A 17,621-nucleotide genomic window follows, 5' to 3' on the forward strand; every position below is an offset into this window, starting at 1 on the left:
AGCCCATGCACCGGATGGGAGGAAGCGTTCGGCCTTACCGCCACTTGTCTCCTTTTATCCCGGGACTGTCTTGCATGTATTGCATCGGACATCTGGAATCACTAGCCAAAGACGAAGAGACACAGAAACATGAGCGCCGACAAACAATTGCAGTTCACTGTGGAGCGTCACCCCAACCCCACGCCGGCCGACAAGATCGCGGCCGCGCTGGTCGACCCCACCTTCGGACGCGTGTTCACCGACCACATGGTCACGATCCGCTGGACCGAGGGGCGCGGCTGGCATGACGCCAAGGTGGAAGCGCGCCGTCCGTTCCAGATCGACCCGGCCTGCGCCGTCCTGCACTATGCGCAGGAAATCTTCGAAGGCATGAAGGCCTATCGCGACGCAGACGGCAAGATTTCGCTGTTCCGCCCGCAGGAAAACGCCAAGCGCTTCCGCGCCTCCGCCGCCCGCATGTCGATGGCCGACCTGCCGGAAGCCGATTTCCTCCGCGCCGTCGAAGCGCTCGTAGACATCGACCGCGACTGGATCCCGGGCGGCGGCGACGGCAGCCTGTACCTGCGCCCGTTTATGTTTGCTACGGAGACTTTCCTGGGCGTGCGCGCCGCGGCCGAGTATGTGTTCTGCGTGATCGCCTGCCCGGTCGGCCCGTACTTCAAGGGCGGCAAGTCGGCGGTCACGGTGTGGGTGTCGGACCAGTACACGCGCGCTGCGCCTGGCGGCACCGGCGCAGCGAAGTGCGGCGGCAACTATGCGGCCAGCCTGATCGCGCAGACCGAGGCATCGCAGAAAGGCTGCGACCAGGTGGTCTTCCTTGACGCCGCTGAACACCGCTGGATCGAGGAACTAGGCGGCATGAACGTGTTCTTCGTCATGGACGACGGCTCGCTGCTGACGCCGCCGCTGTCCGGCACGATCCTGCCCGGCATCACGCGCGCATCCATCATCGAACTGGCCCGCCGCGAAGGCCTCAAGGTGTCGGAAACCCCATACGCGTTCGACGCATGGCAGGCTGATGCCAACAGCGGCCGCGTCAAGGAAACGTTCGCCTGCGGCACCGCCGCCGTGGTGACCGCCATCGGCAACGTACGCCATGCCGGCGGTGAATTCACGATCGGCAACGGCGGTGAAGGCGAAGTTACCCGCCGCCTCCGCACGCTGCTGACCGGCATCCAGCGCGGCAAGGAGCCAGACACCCTCGGCTGGGTCCACTACGTCGCCTGAGCCCGGCGCCCTGCCCCGGACTGACCGGGGCAGGGCCGGCCCGGCAGCGAGGACACCAGCAAGACCAGGCCTGACGGGCGCTATCATCAGCGAGGTGTTGCGATGGAGCGAAGCGTGCAGCAGATGCCGTTTCAGCGGGAAGTGTTGCCGAATCGCTTGAGGGCTTACTAGGCGCGCCCTGCATCCAAATGGATAGTCACCCCTTCGGGAGTCCGATCATTTCCAGAGACCCTCTGGGTGCTGACCGCTCTGCAGGCGCGGCATCCGCTCTGATCGCATAAAAGCTTCGTTCTTTACTACTTTCCGGCTTATGTGTCATTTCCGGCCTTATCCCGGCATGACCTCGGCTGAGCCCGTGCAATACGGAACTCAGCCCTCCGCTTTCTAGCTCGCCGAATAAATGTGCGACTTTCTGGGGTCACGAAGGCGGCCTAGCAATGAGCGGGAACGCCTCACAGGTCAGCGGGCTGCCGCGGGCGGATGATAAGCTCGCTGCCGCCGCGGATGACGTCGAAAAACTTGTCGGCGCCGGTGTCCGTGAAGATGCGCTTACGGCCATCAAAGGTCGAGACCTCAAGCTGGAGCGACTTGAAATCTTGCGGGATGGGCAAGCGCAGGTCCTCCGTCCAGGTCATCAGACCGGCTTGTGCAGGCAGCTTAGCCTTCACAGTAACCATTCGATAGATGGGCCCCGTCACCGCGCAGTTTTGCCATCCAGGACCCCATTTGATCTCAGGCGGGAAGCCTTTGACAGACTTGATCTCGTCCAGGTGAGCTGAGTGGACAATGCCATCTGCGGTGGATTCACTCTCTTTTACCCCATTGCAGCTGCCGGCCTCACCACCGCCACCGACTTGTTTGAAGGCGGCGACGCCCTGCTCCCAATCCCAACGCCAGCCGGCCTTCGGTGTGGCGACTTTCCTGACATTCTTATTCTTTCCTTCGAACTTCTGCTGCTGTGCGGTCCATATCGCGACTTCCTTCTGTTGCGCTTCAGTTTCGACTACGAAGGTAAATTTCCCTAAGTTTGAAGGCAATGTCACGATGGGTAGTTGCCGCTCCACGGCTTCGCGGGCACCCACGAGCTGATTCCAGAAGCCTTCCTTGGGCGCGGTATAGGTGAGCTTCAGCGGCACAATGGCCAGCTTGTCTGCGTCCCCCTGCAAAGCAGTGACAGGAACGGTGTACAGAACCTCCATCGGCCCCACCACCATGCGGGTTGCGGACCCTTGATTGAGCGCCAGCACTGGGTCTGCCTTGTCCAGATTGACGCCATTTACCCGCAACGTCACGGCATTCTTGGACTGAGCCGGTTTTACGCGTGGGGAATAGCGGGTGACGTAAGTATTGTTACTGAAGGGGATGCTCTCGACCAGTTGGTTAGCCTGATTGACCAGTAACTGGTCGTTTCCAGGCGGTTCGCTACGTCCTGGTTGGCACGCTCAGTCAGTTGCCGGGCATTATTGAAGGTCTGGCGTTGGGTCTCGCTAAGCTCCGAGAACGCTTTGTCCAGGAGTTCTTTGTTTGCCTCTTTCCAGGTTTCAATGACACCTTTCGCTTCAATGGCGGCGCGCATGGTTAGGTAGTCGCCGGCGTCCTGAGCGGAACTGATGAGCTGATCCAAACCACTGAAAATCTGGGAAATGGTTGCGCTCGTTGTCAGCCCCCCCACTGCTGCGGCGACCTGGGCATGAGCTGCCGGCATGGCCGTCAGTGCAAGCGCCAACGATACTGCGGCGCCAATTCGTTGATACCTCAAAATACCCGTCATGATTCTCCCTTCTTATTGATGTTTGAAAAATGCGCGCCTAATGTACCAAGGAGTTCTTTGAGTTGGGTAGCCGAGTGCGTTCTTACAACAATGCCGGTAATTGGAAAAGCGGGCAGCGAGAAAGCGCTGTCACGCGGCGCGCTGCACCTGGTCCTGAAAGAAGTATTCGGCATGGCCGCGGAGCGCTTGCGGGCGCGCGGGCCGAAATGGGAGCCGCAAGCCGCGGTGCTGGCCAGCGCCTCGGCCCATTGACTGCGCCACACCGCCGGCTCGCACATGACCGACCAGCAGGTCGACCTGCGTTTTGTGCGCGACAACTTTGGGCACAGCTCGCTGTCGACGACAAGCGGCTACCTGCACAGCGAAGAGGATGCGCGGCATGAAGCCACGCAGGAGCGGCACCGGATCGGCTGGACTGACAAGACGTGAGGCGCATTCGCCTGCTACGCCTCAGATTGACTTGCCGACCCAACCTCTAAGCGGAAGCACTTTGGGCTGCTAGCGTTGTACACTGCAAGTCCCGTAAGTTCGGCGTTTGAGCGGGATGCGAGCGCACCGGCAGGAACTCCCGCGGCGCGCGAGCACCATGCAGCTTATTCGACGAGCCTTTGCCCGTCCTGATAAGATTTACTTGTGATTCTTGCTGGCCGGAAACGGGGTTAAGCCCTATGCGCTGTGCAAGCTGTGGGTTCGAAAATCCGACAGGCGCCAAATTCTGCGAGGAATGTGGCGCCAAGCTTGTTCGCGTCTGCGCGGCCTGCGGGCAAGAGGCGGCGGCGAACGCCAAGTTCTGCAGCGAATGCGGCGCGGCGTTGAGCGCAACGCCGCCCGTCACGGCACCTGCACCCAGCACCCCCCATCGACTACACACCGCCTTATCTGGCAGAGCGCATCCGCGCGGCGCAGGCGGAGATGGAAGCCCGCGGCGCTGCGGACGGCGAGCGCAAAATGATCACGGCACTGTTCGCCGACATGGCCGGCTCGACCGCGCTGATCCATGATCTTGATCCCGAAGACGCGCGCCGCCTGATCGACCCGGTGCTGGCGTTGATGATGGAGGCCGTGCATCACTATGAAGGCTATGTGGCCAAGTCGATGGGCGACGGCATCCTGGCGCTGTTCGGCGCGCCCATCGCCAACGAAGACCATCCGCAGCGGGCCTTGTTGGCGGCGCTGCGCATGCAGGAGGCCATGCGCCAATACGCTGACGGCGTGCGTACCGCCCAGGGCATCGCACTGCAGATCCGCGTCGGCATCAACTCCGGCGAAGTGGTGGTGCGCACGATCCACATCAAGGATTTGCACACCGACTACGATCCGGTGGGCAATTCGATCCACATTGCTGCGCGCATGGAGGGCATCGCCGTGCCCGGCTCGATTATCGCGAGCGTACATACCCACAACCTGGCCGAAGGCTATTTCGCGTTCAGGCCGCTCGGCGCAATGCCGATCAAGGGGCTGCCCGAGCCGCTGGCGGTATTCGAAGTCTTCGGTCTCGGCCCGCTGCGCACCCGGCTGCAGGTGTCAGCCAGCCGCGGGCTGGCGCGCTTTGTCGGCCGCGCCAGTGAACTAGAGTTGTTGCGCGAAGCGCGGGCGCGGGCGCAGGCTGGACGTGGCCAGATCGTCGGCCTGGTCGGCGAGCCAGGGGTCGGCAAGTCGCGGCTATGCCATGAGTTTAAGCTGCTCGCGTCGCGCGATTGCCTGGTGCTCGAAACCTTCTCGGTTTCGCACGGCAAGGCCTATCCGTATCTACCGCTGATTGAGTTGCTACGGAACTACTGCCAGATCACGGCGCAGGACGATGAGCGCCGGCGGCGCGAGAAGCTTACCGGCAAGGTGCTAACCCTGGACCGCGCGCTGGAAGACAGCCTGCCTTATCTGTTCCACCTGCTGGGGGCCGCCGAACCGAGCTCGGCGCTGGCGCAGATGGACGCCCAAGTCCGCCGGCAACGCACGTTCGAGGCGATCAAGCGGCTGCTGGTGCGCGAGAGCCTGGCACAGCCGCTGGAATTGATCGTTGAGGATCTGCAGTGGCTCGACAGTGAGACCGAGGCCTTCCTCGGCGTTCTCGGCGAGAGCGTGGCCAGCGCCCGAATCCTGCTGCTGGTCAATTACCGGCCCGAGTACCGGCACGACTGGAGCCGCAAGAGCTACTATACCCAGCTGCGGCTGGACCCTCTGGGCGAAGCCGAAGCTCGGGAACTGCTGCGCGCCCTGCTGGGCGACGCCGCCGGACTCGCCCCGCTCGCGCACCGGATCCTGGCGCAGACCGAAGGCAATCCTTTCTTCATCGAGGAAGTGGTTCAGGAACTGGTCGAGGGGCAGGTGCTGCGCGGCGAGCGCGGGCATTACCGGCTCGAACAGGTCCCGGGCAAGCTGCAAATCCCGGCCACCGTGCAGGGGGTTCTCGCCGCCCGCATCGACCGCCTGCAGCCGGCCGAGAAAGTCCTGCTGCAGACCCTGGCGGTGATCGGCAAGGTATTTCCCTGGAGCCTGCTCGCGCGCGTCGTCGAGCAGCCAGAGGACACGACGAAGAGCCTGCTGGCGCGGCTGCAAGCCGGGGAATTCATCTACGAGCAGCCGGCGTTTCCGGAGGTGGAGTACAGCTTCAAGCATGCGCTGACCCAGGAGGTGACCTACGGCTCGTTGCTAAGCGAGCGGCGTCGTGCGCTGCATGAGCGCACGGCCCAGGCGATCGAGGCCCTGTTTGGCACCCAGATCGAGGAGCACTGCAGCGAGCTGGCGTATCACTTCAGCCGCAGCGGCAACGCGCCCAAGGCAGTGGAATACCTGCACTGCGCCGGCCGCCAGGCGGTGCAGCGCTCCGCCAATGCCGAAGCGGTCACCCACCTGACCACGGCCCTGGCCTTGCTCAAGACCTTGCCCGATGGTCCCGAGCGCACACGGCAGGAACTCGCACTGCAGATCACCCTCGGCCCGGCCTGGATGGTCGCCAAGGGATTTGCTGCCCCGGAAGTGGAGGCGACCTACACCCGCGCCCTGACGCTGTGTCGGCAGCTCGGGGAGGAGACGATCCAGGTTTTCCCCGCCTTGATGGGGCTGCGCAATTCTTTCTTAGCCCTTGGGGAGCTGCAGACCGCACGCGAGCTGGGGGAGCAACTCCTGACGATGGCCCAAAAGGCGCAGGACCCTGCGTTGCTGGTACAAGCGCATCGGGTGTTGGGAACCAGCTTGCTCGCTCTCGGCGAGCTGGGCGCTGCCCGTACGCAGCTGGAGCAGGCCTTGGTGCTCTATGCCCCTGGGCAGTACCAGTCGCCAGCCGTCTTCCTGGAGCCCAGCGTGCTGGCGCTGGCCATCGTAACCATGGATCTGTGGCTGCTCGGCTATCCGGATCAAGCTCTTAAGCGCAGCCAGGAGGCGCTCGCCCTAGCGCAGACCCTGTCCCACCCTCCTGCCTCGGCCACTGCCCTGATCTACGCCACCGAGCTTCGTCTGCACCGTGGCGAAACCCAACCAATGCGTGAGTTGGCGGAAGCGCTCCTCGCCCTCGCGACCGAGCACGGCTTCCCGTTCTGGCTAGCTTACGGAACCATCCTCTCGGGCTGGGCGCTGGTCGCGCAGGGACGCACGGCGGAAGGCATCGAACGGATGCAACAGGGCTTGAGCGCCTTCCGGGCCACCGGGGCGGAGATTTGGCGAACGCATTTCCTCGCGCTGCTGGCCGAAGCCTACGGGAAAGCTGGACAGGCCGACGCAGGGCTGCAGATGCTGGCCGAGGCGCTGGCCGTGGTAGAGCGAACGCAGGAGCGCGTGTTCGAGGCGGAGCTGAATCGGCTCAAGGGGGAACTGATGCTGCTGCAGCCGGGCGGCGGGGGCGAGGCGGGCGCTGGCCGGGACGAGGCAGAGGCCTGCTTCCAGCGGGCGATTGCGATCGCTCGCCGCCAGGACTCCCGATCGCTGGAGCTGCGCGCGGTGATGGCCTTAAGCCGACTATGGCGGCAGCAGGGCAAGGGGACCGATGCCCGCAAGCTGCTGGCCAAGAGCTACGGCCGGTTCACCGAAGGCTTCGACACTGCGGATCTACAGGAGGCTAAAGCGCTGCTCGCCGAGCTCGACTGAAGTGGTCCCAGCTGTGCAGGAGGTGTAGAGGATCGTTAATTCTGGGAGTGGAAAGAAGTTTGGGGGAGTCGGATGCAGAGGTCTAAGGTGACGGTACCGCCGAGGCCGCACGCGCGGTGGAAGAAGCGGTGGCAGGACTTGGCGGCATCGACATCTTGGTGACCTCCGCCGGCGCGGCCAAGCGCCGGCCGCCGGACGAGCTGACCCCACAGCTGTGGCAGGAAGCAATGACCGCCAAGTACTTCAGCTACATCAATGTGATTGACCCGGTGGTCAAGCGCATGGCGCAGCAAGGGCGCGGCACCATCGTCAACATCGTGGGCATGGGTGGCAAGATGGCCAACCCCGCCCACCTCGCGGGTGGCGCAGCTAACGCTGCACTGATGCTGGCCAGCGCCGGACTGGCCAATGCCTACGGCAAGCAGGGTGTGCGCGTGAACGCGATCAATCCGTCGGCTACGCATACCGAGCGCCTGCAGCAAGGCATGGAAGTGGATGCGCGTATCGGCGGCATGACAGTGGAGCAGGCGCTCGCGCGCGCCCACGCGCGCACCGGCCTGGGCCGCCTGGCCACGCCGGAAGAGGTGGCGGACGCCGTGCTGTTCCTCGCCTCGCCACGCGCCAGCTATATTTCGGGCTCCATCCTGTCGATCGATGGCGCTACCACGCCGATGGTAGTCTGAGGCTGCCACCCTATCGCGTAGGGGCGCGTGGCCGCGCAGGCCACGCAGGAGCGGCACCGGATCGGCTTGGGAACGCATCGCTAATTCAGGCTACCGCCTTCGATCGGAGCCTGCTCCATCCCAGAAACCCGCCTGATTTCCTCGGTCACGATGGCGATAAACGCCTCAGTGGCCGTGCTTAACGGCCGTTGCGGATGGCTCACGCAGACCAGATGCCGGACGATACGCGGCGCGACGATGGTATGCATGCGCAGCCGGCCATCTTCCACTGCGCGCTGCACCACGATGCGCGGCAGCACCGTGACAAAGCGCGTGGCTTGCACGAACCGCACGATGGTGCCGAGGATGTCGATCTCGAACTTCGGCGCAAGCGTTACGTCCTGCGCCTGCGTGGCCGTGTCCAGCACGACGCGCAGGCCATGGCGCTTGGTCGGCAGCACCAACTCCAGTGCCGGTAGCTTTGCCATCTCCACGGATTCCGGCAGGTCCGGGCCGTGCTCTGCGCTGGTCACCAGCACCATTTCCTCGTCGTGCATCGGCTGCACCTGCAGCGCCAGCCGGCCGCGCTGGCGATGGACCACCGCCGCGTCAAGCTGGCCGGCAGAAACCAGATCGATCAGAGCCGTACTGAAGCCGTCCGCGACCGATACCTCTACGTTCGGATAGCGCGCGTTGAAACGCGCCAGCGAATCCACCAGCACGCTCTCCGTCTCGGACGCCACCATGCCAAGCGTGATGCGGCCGGCCATCTGCTCTTCTCGCTGCATCATCTGCTGCCGAGCGCCGGCGATGTCACGCACGATGGGCAGGAACAGACGGTACATCATGCGACCTGCAGCAGTCGGCACCATGCCGTGCGGGATGCGCTCGAACAGCTTCTGACCGAATTCTTCTTCCAGCCGTGCGATCTGCATGCTGAGCGCCGGCTGCACGATGTTCAGCCGCTTGGCGGCGCGCGTGACGGAGCCGTCCTCGAACAGCGCGATGAAGTATTGGATTTGCTTGAGGTCCATGTGCAGGCAGATATCAATAGAAGTACGGCAACCACATCAATTTCCATGATGGCAGACGCAACCGTGGCGCTGCGCGAAATCAGTTCATTTTCTCGCTCTCCGGGGTCATCAGGCGGAAGTCTATTTATCTAGACATCATAATATTTGATTACGCGGATCAAAAAACAATATTAGTCGTTATATCGGAATCTCTCTAATCTCCGTTTGACGTTGAACGGTTCCGCTGGCCTCCCGGCCCGAGACCGTCTCGCAACACGGAGTCGCAAATGAAGAGATTCGATGCTGGCGAAACGACCGGCACGGTTCAGGAGACACAGGAGATCCGGCGTGCGCCCCACGTTGGCCGCCCGATGCAGCGCGTCGAGGACGCCGCCATCCTGACCGGTCGTGGACGCTATGCCGACGACCTGGGCGTGAGGCCCGGCACCCTGCACGCCGCCATCCTGCGCTCGCCGCACGCGCACGCTGAACTTGGCGCCATCGACTACGCCGCCGCGTTGAAGGCGCCGGGCGTGCATGCCGTGCTGACCGGGGCCGATCTGCCCGGCTGGTCGAGGCCCTTCGTGGTAGGCGTGAAGGCGCCGATGGAGCAGTGGGCACTGGCCATGGAGCGCGTGCGCTATGTGGGCGAGCCGGTAGCCGTGCTGGTGGCCGAGAGCCGCGCGCTGGCGGAGGATGCGCTCGACCTCGTGCGGGTGGAGTACCGCGTGTTGCCGCCGGTGGTGTCGATCGAAGCCGCCGTTGCCGACGACGCGAGCGTGCTGCATTCCGGCCTCGGCAGCAACGTGGCCAGCGACCGCCATTTCCGCTATGGCGACCCCGAGGCCGCCTTTGCCGCCGCGCCGCACCGCGTGGCGCTGACCGCCCATTACCCGCGCAACACCTGCACGCCGATCGAGTGCGGCGTGGTGATTGCCGAACACTTGCCGGCCAACGAGGGCTACCAGGTCACTTCCAACTTCATGGGGCCGTTCTCGCTGCACGCCGTCATGGCAATGGCGCTGCAGGTCCCGGCCAACCGCCTGCGCCATGTCGCGCCGCGCGACTCGGGCGGCAGCTTCGGCGTCAAGCAGGCGGTGTTTCCCTACGTGGTGCTGATGTGCCTCGCCTCGCGCAAGGCGGGCGCGCCGGTTAAGTGGGTGGAAGACCGGCTCGAGCACCTGAGCGCCGCCACTTCTGCTACCGCGCGGCTTTCTACCCTGGAAGCCGCGGTCGAGGCGGACGGTCGGATTGTCGCTCTCTCATATGACCAGCTTGAGGACTGCGGCGGCTACCTTCGTGCCCCGGAGCCCGCCACCTTCTACCGCATGCATGGCCTGCTGACCGGTGCCTACGCGATTCCGAACCTGCTGGTGCGCAACCGCGTGGTGCTGACCAACAAGACGCCTACCGGGCTCGTGCGCGGTTTCGGCGGGCCGCAGGTGTACTTCGCGCTGGAGCGGCTGGTGCAACGGATCGCGGTGGAGCTGGGCCTGGATCCGCTCGACGTCTACCGCCGCAACTTCGTGCCCGCCGATGCCTTTCCTTATCGCGCCGCGGCGGGCGCGCTGCTCGACTCCGGCAACTACCAGCTGGCGATGTCGCGTGCGCTGGACGCGGGTGGCTACGGCGAGCTGAAGCGCCGTCGCGACGCCGCGCGTGCCGAGGGACGGCTGTACGGCATCGGCTTTGCGGCCATCGTCGAGCCCTCGGTGTCAAACATGGGCTATATCACCACCGCCACGCCGGCCGAGGCGCGCCGCAGGGCGGGCCCGAAGAACGGCGCCATCGCCAGCGCCACGGTCAGCGTGGACCTGCTCGGCGGCGTGGTGGTGACCATCGCTTCCACGCCGGCGGGACAGGGCCACATGACCGTGTCGGCGCAGGTCGTAGCCGACGTGCTCGGCATCGATCCGGGCGAAGTCGTGGTCAACGTCGAATTCGACACGCACAAGGATGCCTGGTCCGTGGCCGCCGGCAACTATTCCAGCCGTTTCGCCGGTGCCGTGGCCGGCACCGTGCACCTGGCGGCCACGCGCGTACGCGACAAGCTGGCGCGCATCGTGGCCTCGCACCTGGGCTGCGACCCCGCCGAACTGGCCTTCGCGGATGGCCGCATCCAGCGCCGGGGCGCGCCCGATACCGCCCTGCCCTTTGCACGCGCGGCCAGCAATGCGCCGCACTGGTCGCCGCAGCTGCTGCCGGCCGGCGAGGAGCCCGGCCTGCGCGAAACCGTGTTCTGGTCGCCCCCCAACCTCGACGCCCCGGACGAACAGGACCGCGTCAACACCTCCGCCTGCTACGGCTTTGCTTTCGACCTGTGCGGCGTGGAGATCGACCGCGCTACCGGCCGCGTGCGCATCGACCGCTACGTGACCGCGCACGATGCCGGCAAGCTGCTCAACCCGGCGCTTGCCGACGGCCAGATCCGCGGCGCCTTCGCGCAGGGACTGGGCGCGGCGCTGATGGAGGAATTCCGCTACGGCCCGGACGGCAGCTTCCAGTCCGGCACGCTGGCGGACTACCTGATGCCGACTACGTGCGAGGTGCCCGACCCGCTCATCGTCCATCTGGAGACGCCGAGCCCGTTCACACCGCTCGGCGCCAAGGGGCTGGGCGAGGGCAACAACATGAGCACGCCGCCATGCGTCGCCAACGCGGTGGCCGATGCGCTCGGCGTGCGCGACATCCGCCTGCCGCTCACGCCCGCCAGGGTGATGGCGATGATCGGCTTCGACGACCCGCCGCCGTCGCGTCCTGAACTGGCCGAGGCAGCAAGTGCAGCCTCGGCGAGCGGTAAGGGTGGGGGCAAGAGCGGCAAGGCCCTGAGCGCGCGTGGCACGGTCGACCTGGACGCCACGCCCGCGGCCGTCTTCGCCGTCCTGCTCGACCCGCAGGCGCTGGCCAATGTCGTGCCGGGCTGCCACGCGCTCGTGCCCATCGGCGACAACCGCTACCGCGCCGATGTAACCGTGGGCGTGGGCATGATCAAGGCCCGCTACGAAGCCGAGATCGCGCTGTCCGACCTGGAGCCGCCGCACCGGCTGCGGCTGGCGGGCGCCGGCCTGTCGTCGCTCGGCAGCGCGCGCGGCGCGGGCCTGGTCGAGCTGGCCCCGCACGGCGCCGGCACCCGTCTCACGTACGACTACGAGGCCGAGGTGTCCGGCAAGGTCGCCGCGGTCGGCGGCCGCATGCTCGAAGGCGCGGCCAAGGTGGTGTTGCGCCAGTTGTTCGAATCGCTCGGCCGGCAGGCCGGGGGCAAGCCCGTGCGCAAGCCGGGGTGGATCGCGCGCCTGCTGGCGCTGCTGGGAGTCCGTCATTGAAACCCGCCGCCTTTGACTACCTGCGCGCCGAATCCGCGCAGCATGCGCTGGAAGCGCTGGCCCGTGCCGGCGAGGATGCCCGCGTGCTGGCCGGCGGCCAGTCGCTGATGGCCGTGCTGAACATGCGGCTCGCGCAGCCGCAATTGCTGGTCGACATCTCGCGCACCCGTGACCTGGATACCGTGCGCATGGAAGGCGGCCATCTGGTGGTGGGCGCCGCCGCCACGCAGGGCAGTGTGGAATGGCGCCCGTCATTGGCCGACGAGGTGCCGCTGCTCGCGCTCGCCTTCCCGCACATCTCGCATTTCCAGATCCGCAACCGCGGCACCGTGTGCGGCTCCATCGCCCACGCCGACCCCAGCGCCGAGCTGCCGCTGGTGCTGACCGCGCTCAGCGGCGAGGTGGTGCTGCGCTCGCTGCGCCGCCGCCGCGTGCTGCCGGCCGCCGAATTCTTCCGCGGCATGCTGATGACGGCGCGCGAGCCCGACGAGCTGGTGGAAGCTGTGCGCTTCCCCCTGAGCCGGCCCGGCGCGCGCTACGGCTTTACGGAGTTCTCCGCCCGCCATGGCGACTTCGCGCTGGTGGCCTGCGCCGCCATCGTCACGGACGACGCCATTGCGCTGGCCGTGGGCGGCGTGGCCGACCGGCCGGTGCTGGAGACCTGGCCACGCCTGAAGGGCAAGGCGCTGGCCGAGGCGATCAACGATTACAGCTGGAAGCTGGGCGCGCAGGACGACGCCCATGTCAGCGCGCAGTACCGCCGCCACCTGGTGCGGCAACTGGGCATGCGCGCAATCGAGGAGGCAAGATGAGCAAGACCCCCAATGGCGCACCTCAGGGTGCGCGCCCCGTGATGCAGCGCGACGAGCGCCACTGCATCACCCTGACCCTGAACGGCACCGAACGCAACGGCCTGTGCGCCCCCCGCGAGCTGCTGTCCGACTTCCTGCGCCATGAACTCGGCGCCACCGGCACCCACGTCGGCTGTGAGCACGGCGTCTGCGGCGCGTGTACGGTGCGTGTGGACGGCGTGGCTGCGCGTTCCTGCCTGATGCTGGCAGTGCAGGCCGATGGCCGCGCCATCAATACCGTCGAAGGCCTGGCCCCGCGCGAAGGCCTGGGCGACCTGCAGGAAGCCTTCCGCCGCCACCATGCGCTGCAGTGCGGCTTCTGCACGGCTGGCATCCTGATGTCGTGCGCGGACTACCTGGAGCGGGTGCCCGAGCCGACCGAGGCGCAGGTGCGCGACATGCTGTCCGGCCACCTGTGCCGCTGCACGGGCTACACGCCGATCGTCGCTGCCGTGCTCGACGTGGCTGCCAGCCGCGCGCGGACGCGCCGGCTCGCCGCCCCGGTTGCCGAGGAGCGCTGCCATGCTTGACCTCGGCCGCACCTTCCTGCAGAGCGTGGAGCGCAGCCCCCACGCCCCCGCCATCGTCGACGGTGACTTGCTGCTGACCTACGAGCAATGGCTCGCGCGCATCCGCAGCGTGGCCGCAGGCTTGCTCGACCTGGGCCTGCGGCCGGGCGACCGCGTGCTCGCCATCCTGCAGAACCGCTGGGAGATGGCCACACTGCACTGGGCCTGCCAGTTCGCCGGCGTGGTCATCGTCCCACTGAACTGGCGCGCCAAGCCGGACGAGCTGGACTACTGCGTGCGCGACGGTGGCGTGAAAGTGCTGGTGTTCGAGCCCGTCAGCGCCGACGCCGTGCTGGACAGCCCCGCCGCGCAGGACATCCCCTGCATCGCACTGGACGGCGCGCCGGGCGGCTCGCTCTCGTTCGACACCCTGCTCCACGCCACGCCCCGCCGGGACAGCACGCAGGCCGAAGCCGGCGACATCTCGCTCATGCTGTACACCTCCGGCACCACCGGCAGGCCGAAAGGTGTGCCACGCCGCCACCGGCAAGAACGCGCGGCCGCGCTGGCGCATGTCGCGCAGAACCTGTACCGGCGCGGCGAGCGGACGCTGGGGGTGATGCCGCTGTACCACACCATGGGCGTGCGGTCCCTGCTGGCCATGGCCCTGGTGGATGGCCTGTTCGTCTGCGTGCGGCGCTGGAGCGCGCCGCAGGCGCTGCAGGCCATCGTCAACCATCGCGTGAGCTGCCTCTATCTCGTGCCCACGCTCTACCATGACCTGCTGGCCGAGCCGGGTTTCGACAGCATGCACGTGCGCACCGTCACCAAGCTCGGCTTTGCCGGGGCCGCCATGAACGACGGGCTGCTCACCCGGCTCGAGCAGGCGTTCCGCCCGGAGCTGTTCGTCAACCACTACGGCTCGTCCGAGGTGTACACCTTCAGCGTCGACCAGCACGCGGCGCGCAAACCCGGCAGTGCGGGCCGCGCCGGCCTCAACACGCGGCTGCGCGTGGCGCGGCTTGACGCGGCCTCACCCGACGAGCTGGCCGCGCCCGGCGAGGAAGGCCAGATCATCGCCGACCTGCGCGGCGACGAGGCCTTCGAGGGCTACTGGAACCGCGACGACGCCAATGCCAGGTCTCTGCGCGACGGCTGGTACTTCACCGGCGACATCGGCTACCTCGACGCCGACGGCGACCTGTTTGTCACCGGGCGGGTCGACGACATGATCATCAGCGGCGGCGAAAACATCTCGCCCGCCGATATCGAATCGGTGCTGTCCCTGCACCCCGCCGTGGATGAGGTGGCCGTGGCCGGCGTGCCCGACCCCCGCTGGGGCCAGAAGGTGGTGGCCTTCGTCAAGCCGCGCGGCTGCGTCGATGCCGGGGCGCTGGACGATTACTGCCGCGGCTCCGACCTCGTCAACTTCAAACGCCCGCGCGACTACGTATTCGTCGCCGACATCCCGAAATCGCCGGTCGGCAAGATCCTGCGCCGGAAGCTGTCGGCGGGCGAATACGACGCGCTTTCCTCTCTTCCCCACAGCGACCCCATCAAGGAGTAACGACATGACCCAGCCCTTCGCATTGACCCATCCCGACCAGCAGCGTCTGCAGGATCTCGACGGCTTTTCCGTGGAGATTGATCCGGCCCGCGAGCGCGCGGACATCATCCTGCATCGTCCGCCCTACAACGTGATCTCGATGGCGGCCCGCGACCAGTTGCGCGCCGTGTTCGAGGCACTGGACGCCGATGACCGCGTGCGTGTCATCGTGCTGCGCGCGCAGGGCAAGCATTTCTCCAGCGGCGGCGACATCCGCGGCTTCCTGGAGGCGTCGCCGGAGCATGTGTCGAACCTGGCGTGGAACGTGGCAGCGCCGGCGCGCTGCAGCAAGCCGGTGATCGCGGCCAACCGGGGCTACTGCTTCGGCGTGGGCTTCGAACTGTCGCTGGCGTGCGACTTCCGCATCGCCACTGCCACCACGGAATACGCCCTGCCCGAGCAGAAGCTCGGCCAGATTCCAGGCTCGGGCGGCTCGGCGCGGCTGCAGAAGATGGTGGGCGTGGGCCGCACCAAGGACATCGTCATGCGCTCGCGCCGCATCGCCGGCCGCCAGGCCTACGAGTGGGGCATCGCCGTGGACTGCGTGGCCGACGCCGAGCTGGAAGCCGCCACCGACGCGCTGGCCGACGAGCTGCGCGCCTTCTCCCCGCTGGCCCAGCGCACCGCCAAGAAGCTGCTCAACGATACCGAGGACGCACCGCTGTCGATCGCCATCGAACTCGAGGGGCACTGCTACAGCCGCCTGCGCAGCTCAGATGACTTCCGCGAGGGCGTGGAAGCGTTCCACGCGAAGCGTAATCCCGAATTCCGCGGCAGCTGACCGCGGGCGCAGGCGGGGCTGACCCGCCTGCCGAGCCCGAGAGACGGACGCGTCGACGATGCCCCCGGTGGGCATCGCGGGGAGCCGTTCACTCAAAAAGATAAGGAGACAACGATGGAAGTGCTGGCAAATGACAAGGTGCCGACCAGCGGCGCCCCCGTGGCCGCGAACAACCGGCAGGTGCTGGGCGCGGTGACCGCTTCGTGCATGGGATGGGCGCTCGACCTGTTCGACCTGTTTATCCTGCTGTTCGTGGCGCCGGTGATCGGCAAGCTGTTCTTTCCGTCCAAGCATGCGATGCTGTCGCTGGCGGCGGTGTACGCGTCGTTCGCGGTGACGCTGCTGATGCGGCCGCTCGGCTCGGCGATCTTCGGGGCCTACGCGGACCGGCACGGGCGCAAGGGTGCCATGGTGGTGGCCGTGACCGGCGTCGGCCTGTCGACGGCGGCGTTCGGGCTGCTGCCGACGGTCGCCCAGATCGGCCTCTTCGCGCCGGCGCTGTTCATCCTGCTGCGGCTGGTGCAGGGCGTGTTCGTCGGCGGCGTGGTCGCTTCGACGCATACAATCGGCACGGAATCGGTGCCGCCGTCGTGGCGCGGCGCGGTGTCCGGCCTGGTGGGCGGCGGCGGCGCGGGCATCGGCGCGCTGCTGGCGTCGATCACGTACATGGCAATGACGGCGCTGTTCCCCGGCGACGCCTTCGAGGTCTGGGGATGGCGATGCATGTTCTTCGCCGGCATTGTCAGCTCGGTGCTGGGGCTGGTCATCTTCAACTCGCTGGAAGAGTCGCCGCTGTGGAAGCAGCTGCAGGCGGAAAAGGCCGCCAGCGGCCACGCCAAACCGCAAGCGCATCCGCTGCGCACGCTGTTCTCGCGCGAGTATCGTGGCATCCTGCTGGTCAACATCCTGCTGACCGTGGGCGCAGGCAGCACCTACTACCTGACTTCCGGCTACCTTCCCACCTTCCTCAAGGTCGTGGTCAAGGCGTCCCCCGGCGAGTCCTCGGCCATCCTGATGCTGAGCAGCCTCGGTGTGATCGTCGCGTCGGTGGCAGCAGGGCATTTCAGCACGCTGGTCGGCCGCAAGCGGGCCTTCCTGCTAATCGGCGCGGTCAGCCTGGTGCTGATGCCGTTGCTCTACCAATGGATGCCCGCCGCGCCAACCGCCACCCTGCGCGGCGTCTACGCGGTGGCGCTCAGCATGCTCGGGTGCGCCGGCTTCGCCCCGATCCTCATCTTCCTGAACGAGCGGTTTCCCACCAGCATCCGCGCCTCCGGCACGGGCTTGTCGTGGAACATCGGCTTCGCCATCGGCGGAATGATGCCGACGCTCGCCTCGCTCGCCGCAGGCACGCCCGCCGACCTTCCGGTGATCCTTGGTGTTTTCCTTGCGGTCGTCACGCTGGCCTATCTGGCAGGCGCCGCAATCGTGCCGGAGACACTGGGCCGTCTCGGCGAAAAGTAGACATGCCACGCTTGAGCGGGAATCTATGACGGCCGTGCTGGTGGTCTAGGCAACGCTGGACCGAAACCCGTTGGGGCGCTCGCGGGCGGTCGATCAAGGGATTGGCCGCGGAGTCAACCATCAACGTCAAATCCGCCACGTTGGGATCAGCAAACTGCCGAACGGTGCCGTAGAACAAAGGAAAGTTGGGTCTTCCGCAATTTGTGTGACGACGGCGAACTCGCGTGGAGGACCTTGCCGTCGTCCCCTCACTACCACCATTCTTCTGCTTGTTGAAAACGTCGGCGAGCCCGCCAGGGTTCGTCCTAGCCGTACGAGCTCACCCGCCCGCGAT

General features: G+C 66.4%; 10 protein-coding genes and 3 pseudogenes. 10 read left to right on the top strand and 3 right to left on the bottom strand.

What is annotated here, in order from left to right:
* Positions 1-129: 129 nt before the first annotated feature.
* Positions 130-1,227 carry a branched-chain amino acid aminotransferase gene (locus tag ABNX08_RS40540; protein ID WP_349606517.1) on the top strand — a complete coding sequence of 366 codons (1,098 nt, stop codon included), beginning with the start codon at positions 130-132 and terminating at the stop codon, positions 1,225-1,227.
* Positions 1,228-1,679: 452 nt separating this feature from the next.
* Here ABNX08_RS40540 and ABNX08_RS40545 read toward each other — a convergent pair whose 3' ends face one another.
* Both ABNX08_RS40545 and ABNX08_RS40550 read right to left on the bottom strand, forming a co-directional pair.
* Entirely contained in the window at positions 1,680-2,519 is an 840-nt protein-coding gene (locus tag ABNX08_RS40545; protein ID WP_349606519.1) for a hypothetical protein, read from the bottom strand.
* Between the two features lie 23 nt (positions 2,520-2,542).
* Complete coding sequence (locus ABNX08_RS40550) at positions 2,543-2,998, bottom strand: hypothetical protein (RefSeq protein ID WP_349606520.1); 456 nt, start codon at positions 2,996-2,998, stop codon at positions 2,543-2,545.
* A 90-nt stretch (positions 2,999-3,088) separates the two neighbouring features.
* Here ABNX08_RS40550 and ABNX08_RS40555 point away from each other — a divergent pair.
* The 3 pseudogenes from ABNX08_RS40555 to ABNX08_RS40565 form a co-directional block, all read left to right on the top strand.
* Positions 3,089-3,427: pseudogene (locus ABNX08_RS40555) on the top strand (tyrosine-type recombinase/integrase); the annotation flags it as partial.
* A 239-nt stretch (positions 3,428-3,666) separates the two neighbouring features.
* Positions 3,667-7,078, top strand: a pseudogene (locus tag ABNX08_RS40560) (AAA family ATPase).
* 110 nt (positions 7,079-7,188) lie between these two features.
* Positions 7,189-7,761, top strand: a pseudogene (locus ABNX08_RS40565) (SDR family oxidoreductase); the annotation flags it as partial.
* 80 nt (positions 7,762-7,841) lie between these two features.
* Here ABNX08_RS40565 and ABNX08_RS40570 read toward each other — a convergent pair.
* A complete protein-coding gene (locus tag ABNX08_RS40570) occupies positions 7,842-8,774 on the bottom strand; it encodes a LysR family transcriptional regulator (protein WP_022540364.1) in 933 nt (310 codons plus the stop codon).
* Positions 8,775-9,040: 266 nt separating this feature from the next.
* Here ABNX08_RS40570 and ABNX08_RS40575 point away from each other — a divergent pair, with 266 nt between their 5' ends.
* The 6 genes from ABNX08_RS40575 (at position 9,041) to ABNX08_RS40600 (ending at position 17,287) form a co-directional block, all read left to right on the top strand.
* Positions 9,041-12,076: a molybdopterin cofactor-binding domain-containing protein gene (locus ABNX08_RS40575; RefSeq protein ID WP_022540365.1), complete on the top strand. Its 3,036-nt coding sequence runs from the start codon at positions 9,041-9,043 to the stop codon at positions 12,074-12,076.
* The gene (locus ABNX08_RS40580; RefSeq protein ID WP_022540366.1) at positions 12,073-12,888 is read left to right on the top strand and encodes a xanthine dehydrogenase family protein subunit M; all 816 of its coding nucleotides are present in this window, start codon (positions 12,073-12,075) and stop codon (positions 12,886-12,888) included. Before ABNX08_RS40575 ends, ABNX08_RS40580 begins: the two co-directional genes overlap by 4 nt.
* A complete protein-coding gene (locus ABNX08_RS40585) occupies positions 12,885-13,457 on the top strand; it encodes a (2Fe-2S)-binding protein (RefSeq protein ID WP_022540367.1) in 573 nt (190 codons plus the stop codon). Before ABNX08_RS40580 ends, ABNX08_RS40585 begins: the two co-directional genes overlap by 4 nt.
* Positions 13,450-15,003, top strand: a complete 1,554-nt coding sequence (locus ABNX08_RS40590) for an AMP-binding protein (protein WP_022540368.1) — start codon at positions 13,450-13,452, stop codon at positions 15,001-15,003. The genes ABNX08_RS40585 and ABNX08_RS40590 overlap by 8 nt, the downstream gene beginning before the upstream one ends.
* 4 nt (positions 15,004-15,007) lie before the next feature.
* Entirely contained in the window at positions 15,008-15,823 is an 816-nt protein-coding gene (locus tag ABNX08_RS40595; protein WP_022540369.1) for an enoyl-CoA hydratase/isomerase family protein, read from the top strand.
* Between the two features lie 114 nt (positions 15,824-15,937).
* Positions 15,938-17,287 (top strand): MFS transporter, encoded by a 1,350-nt coding sequence (locus ABNX08_RS40600; protein WP_022540370.1) that lies wholly within the window; start codon positions 15,938-15,940, stop codon positions 17,285-17,287.
* Positions 17,288-17,621: the final 334 nt, after the last annotated feature.

The organism is Cupriavidus sp. DF5525 (assembly GCF_040149425.2).
GTDB classification, from domain to species: Bacteria; Pseudomonadota; Gammaproteobacteria; order Burkholderiales; family Burkholderiaceae; genus Cupriavidus; species Cupriavidus pickettii_A.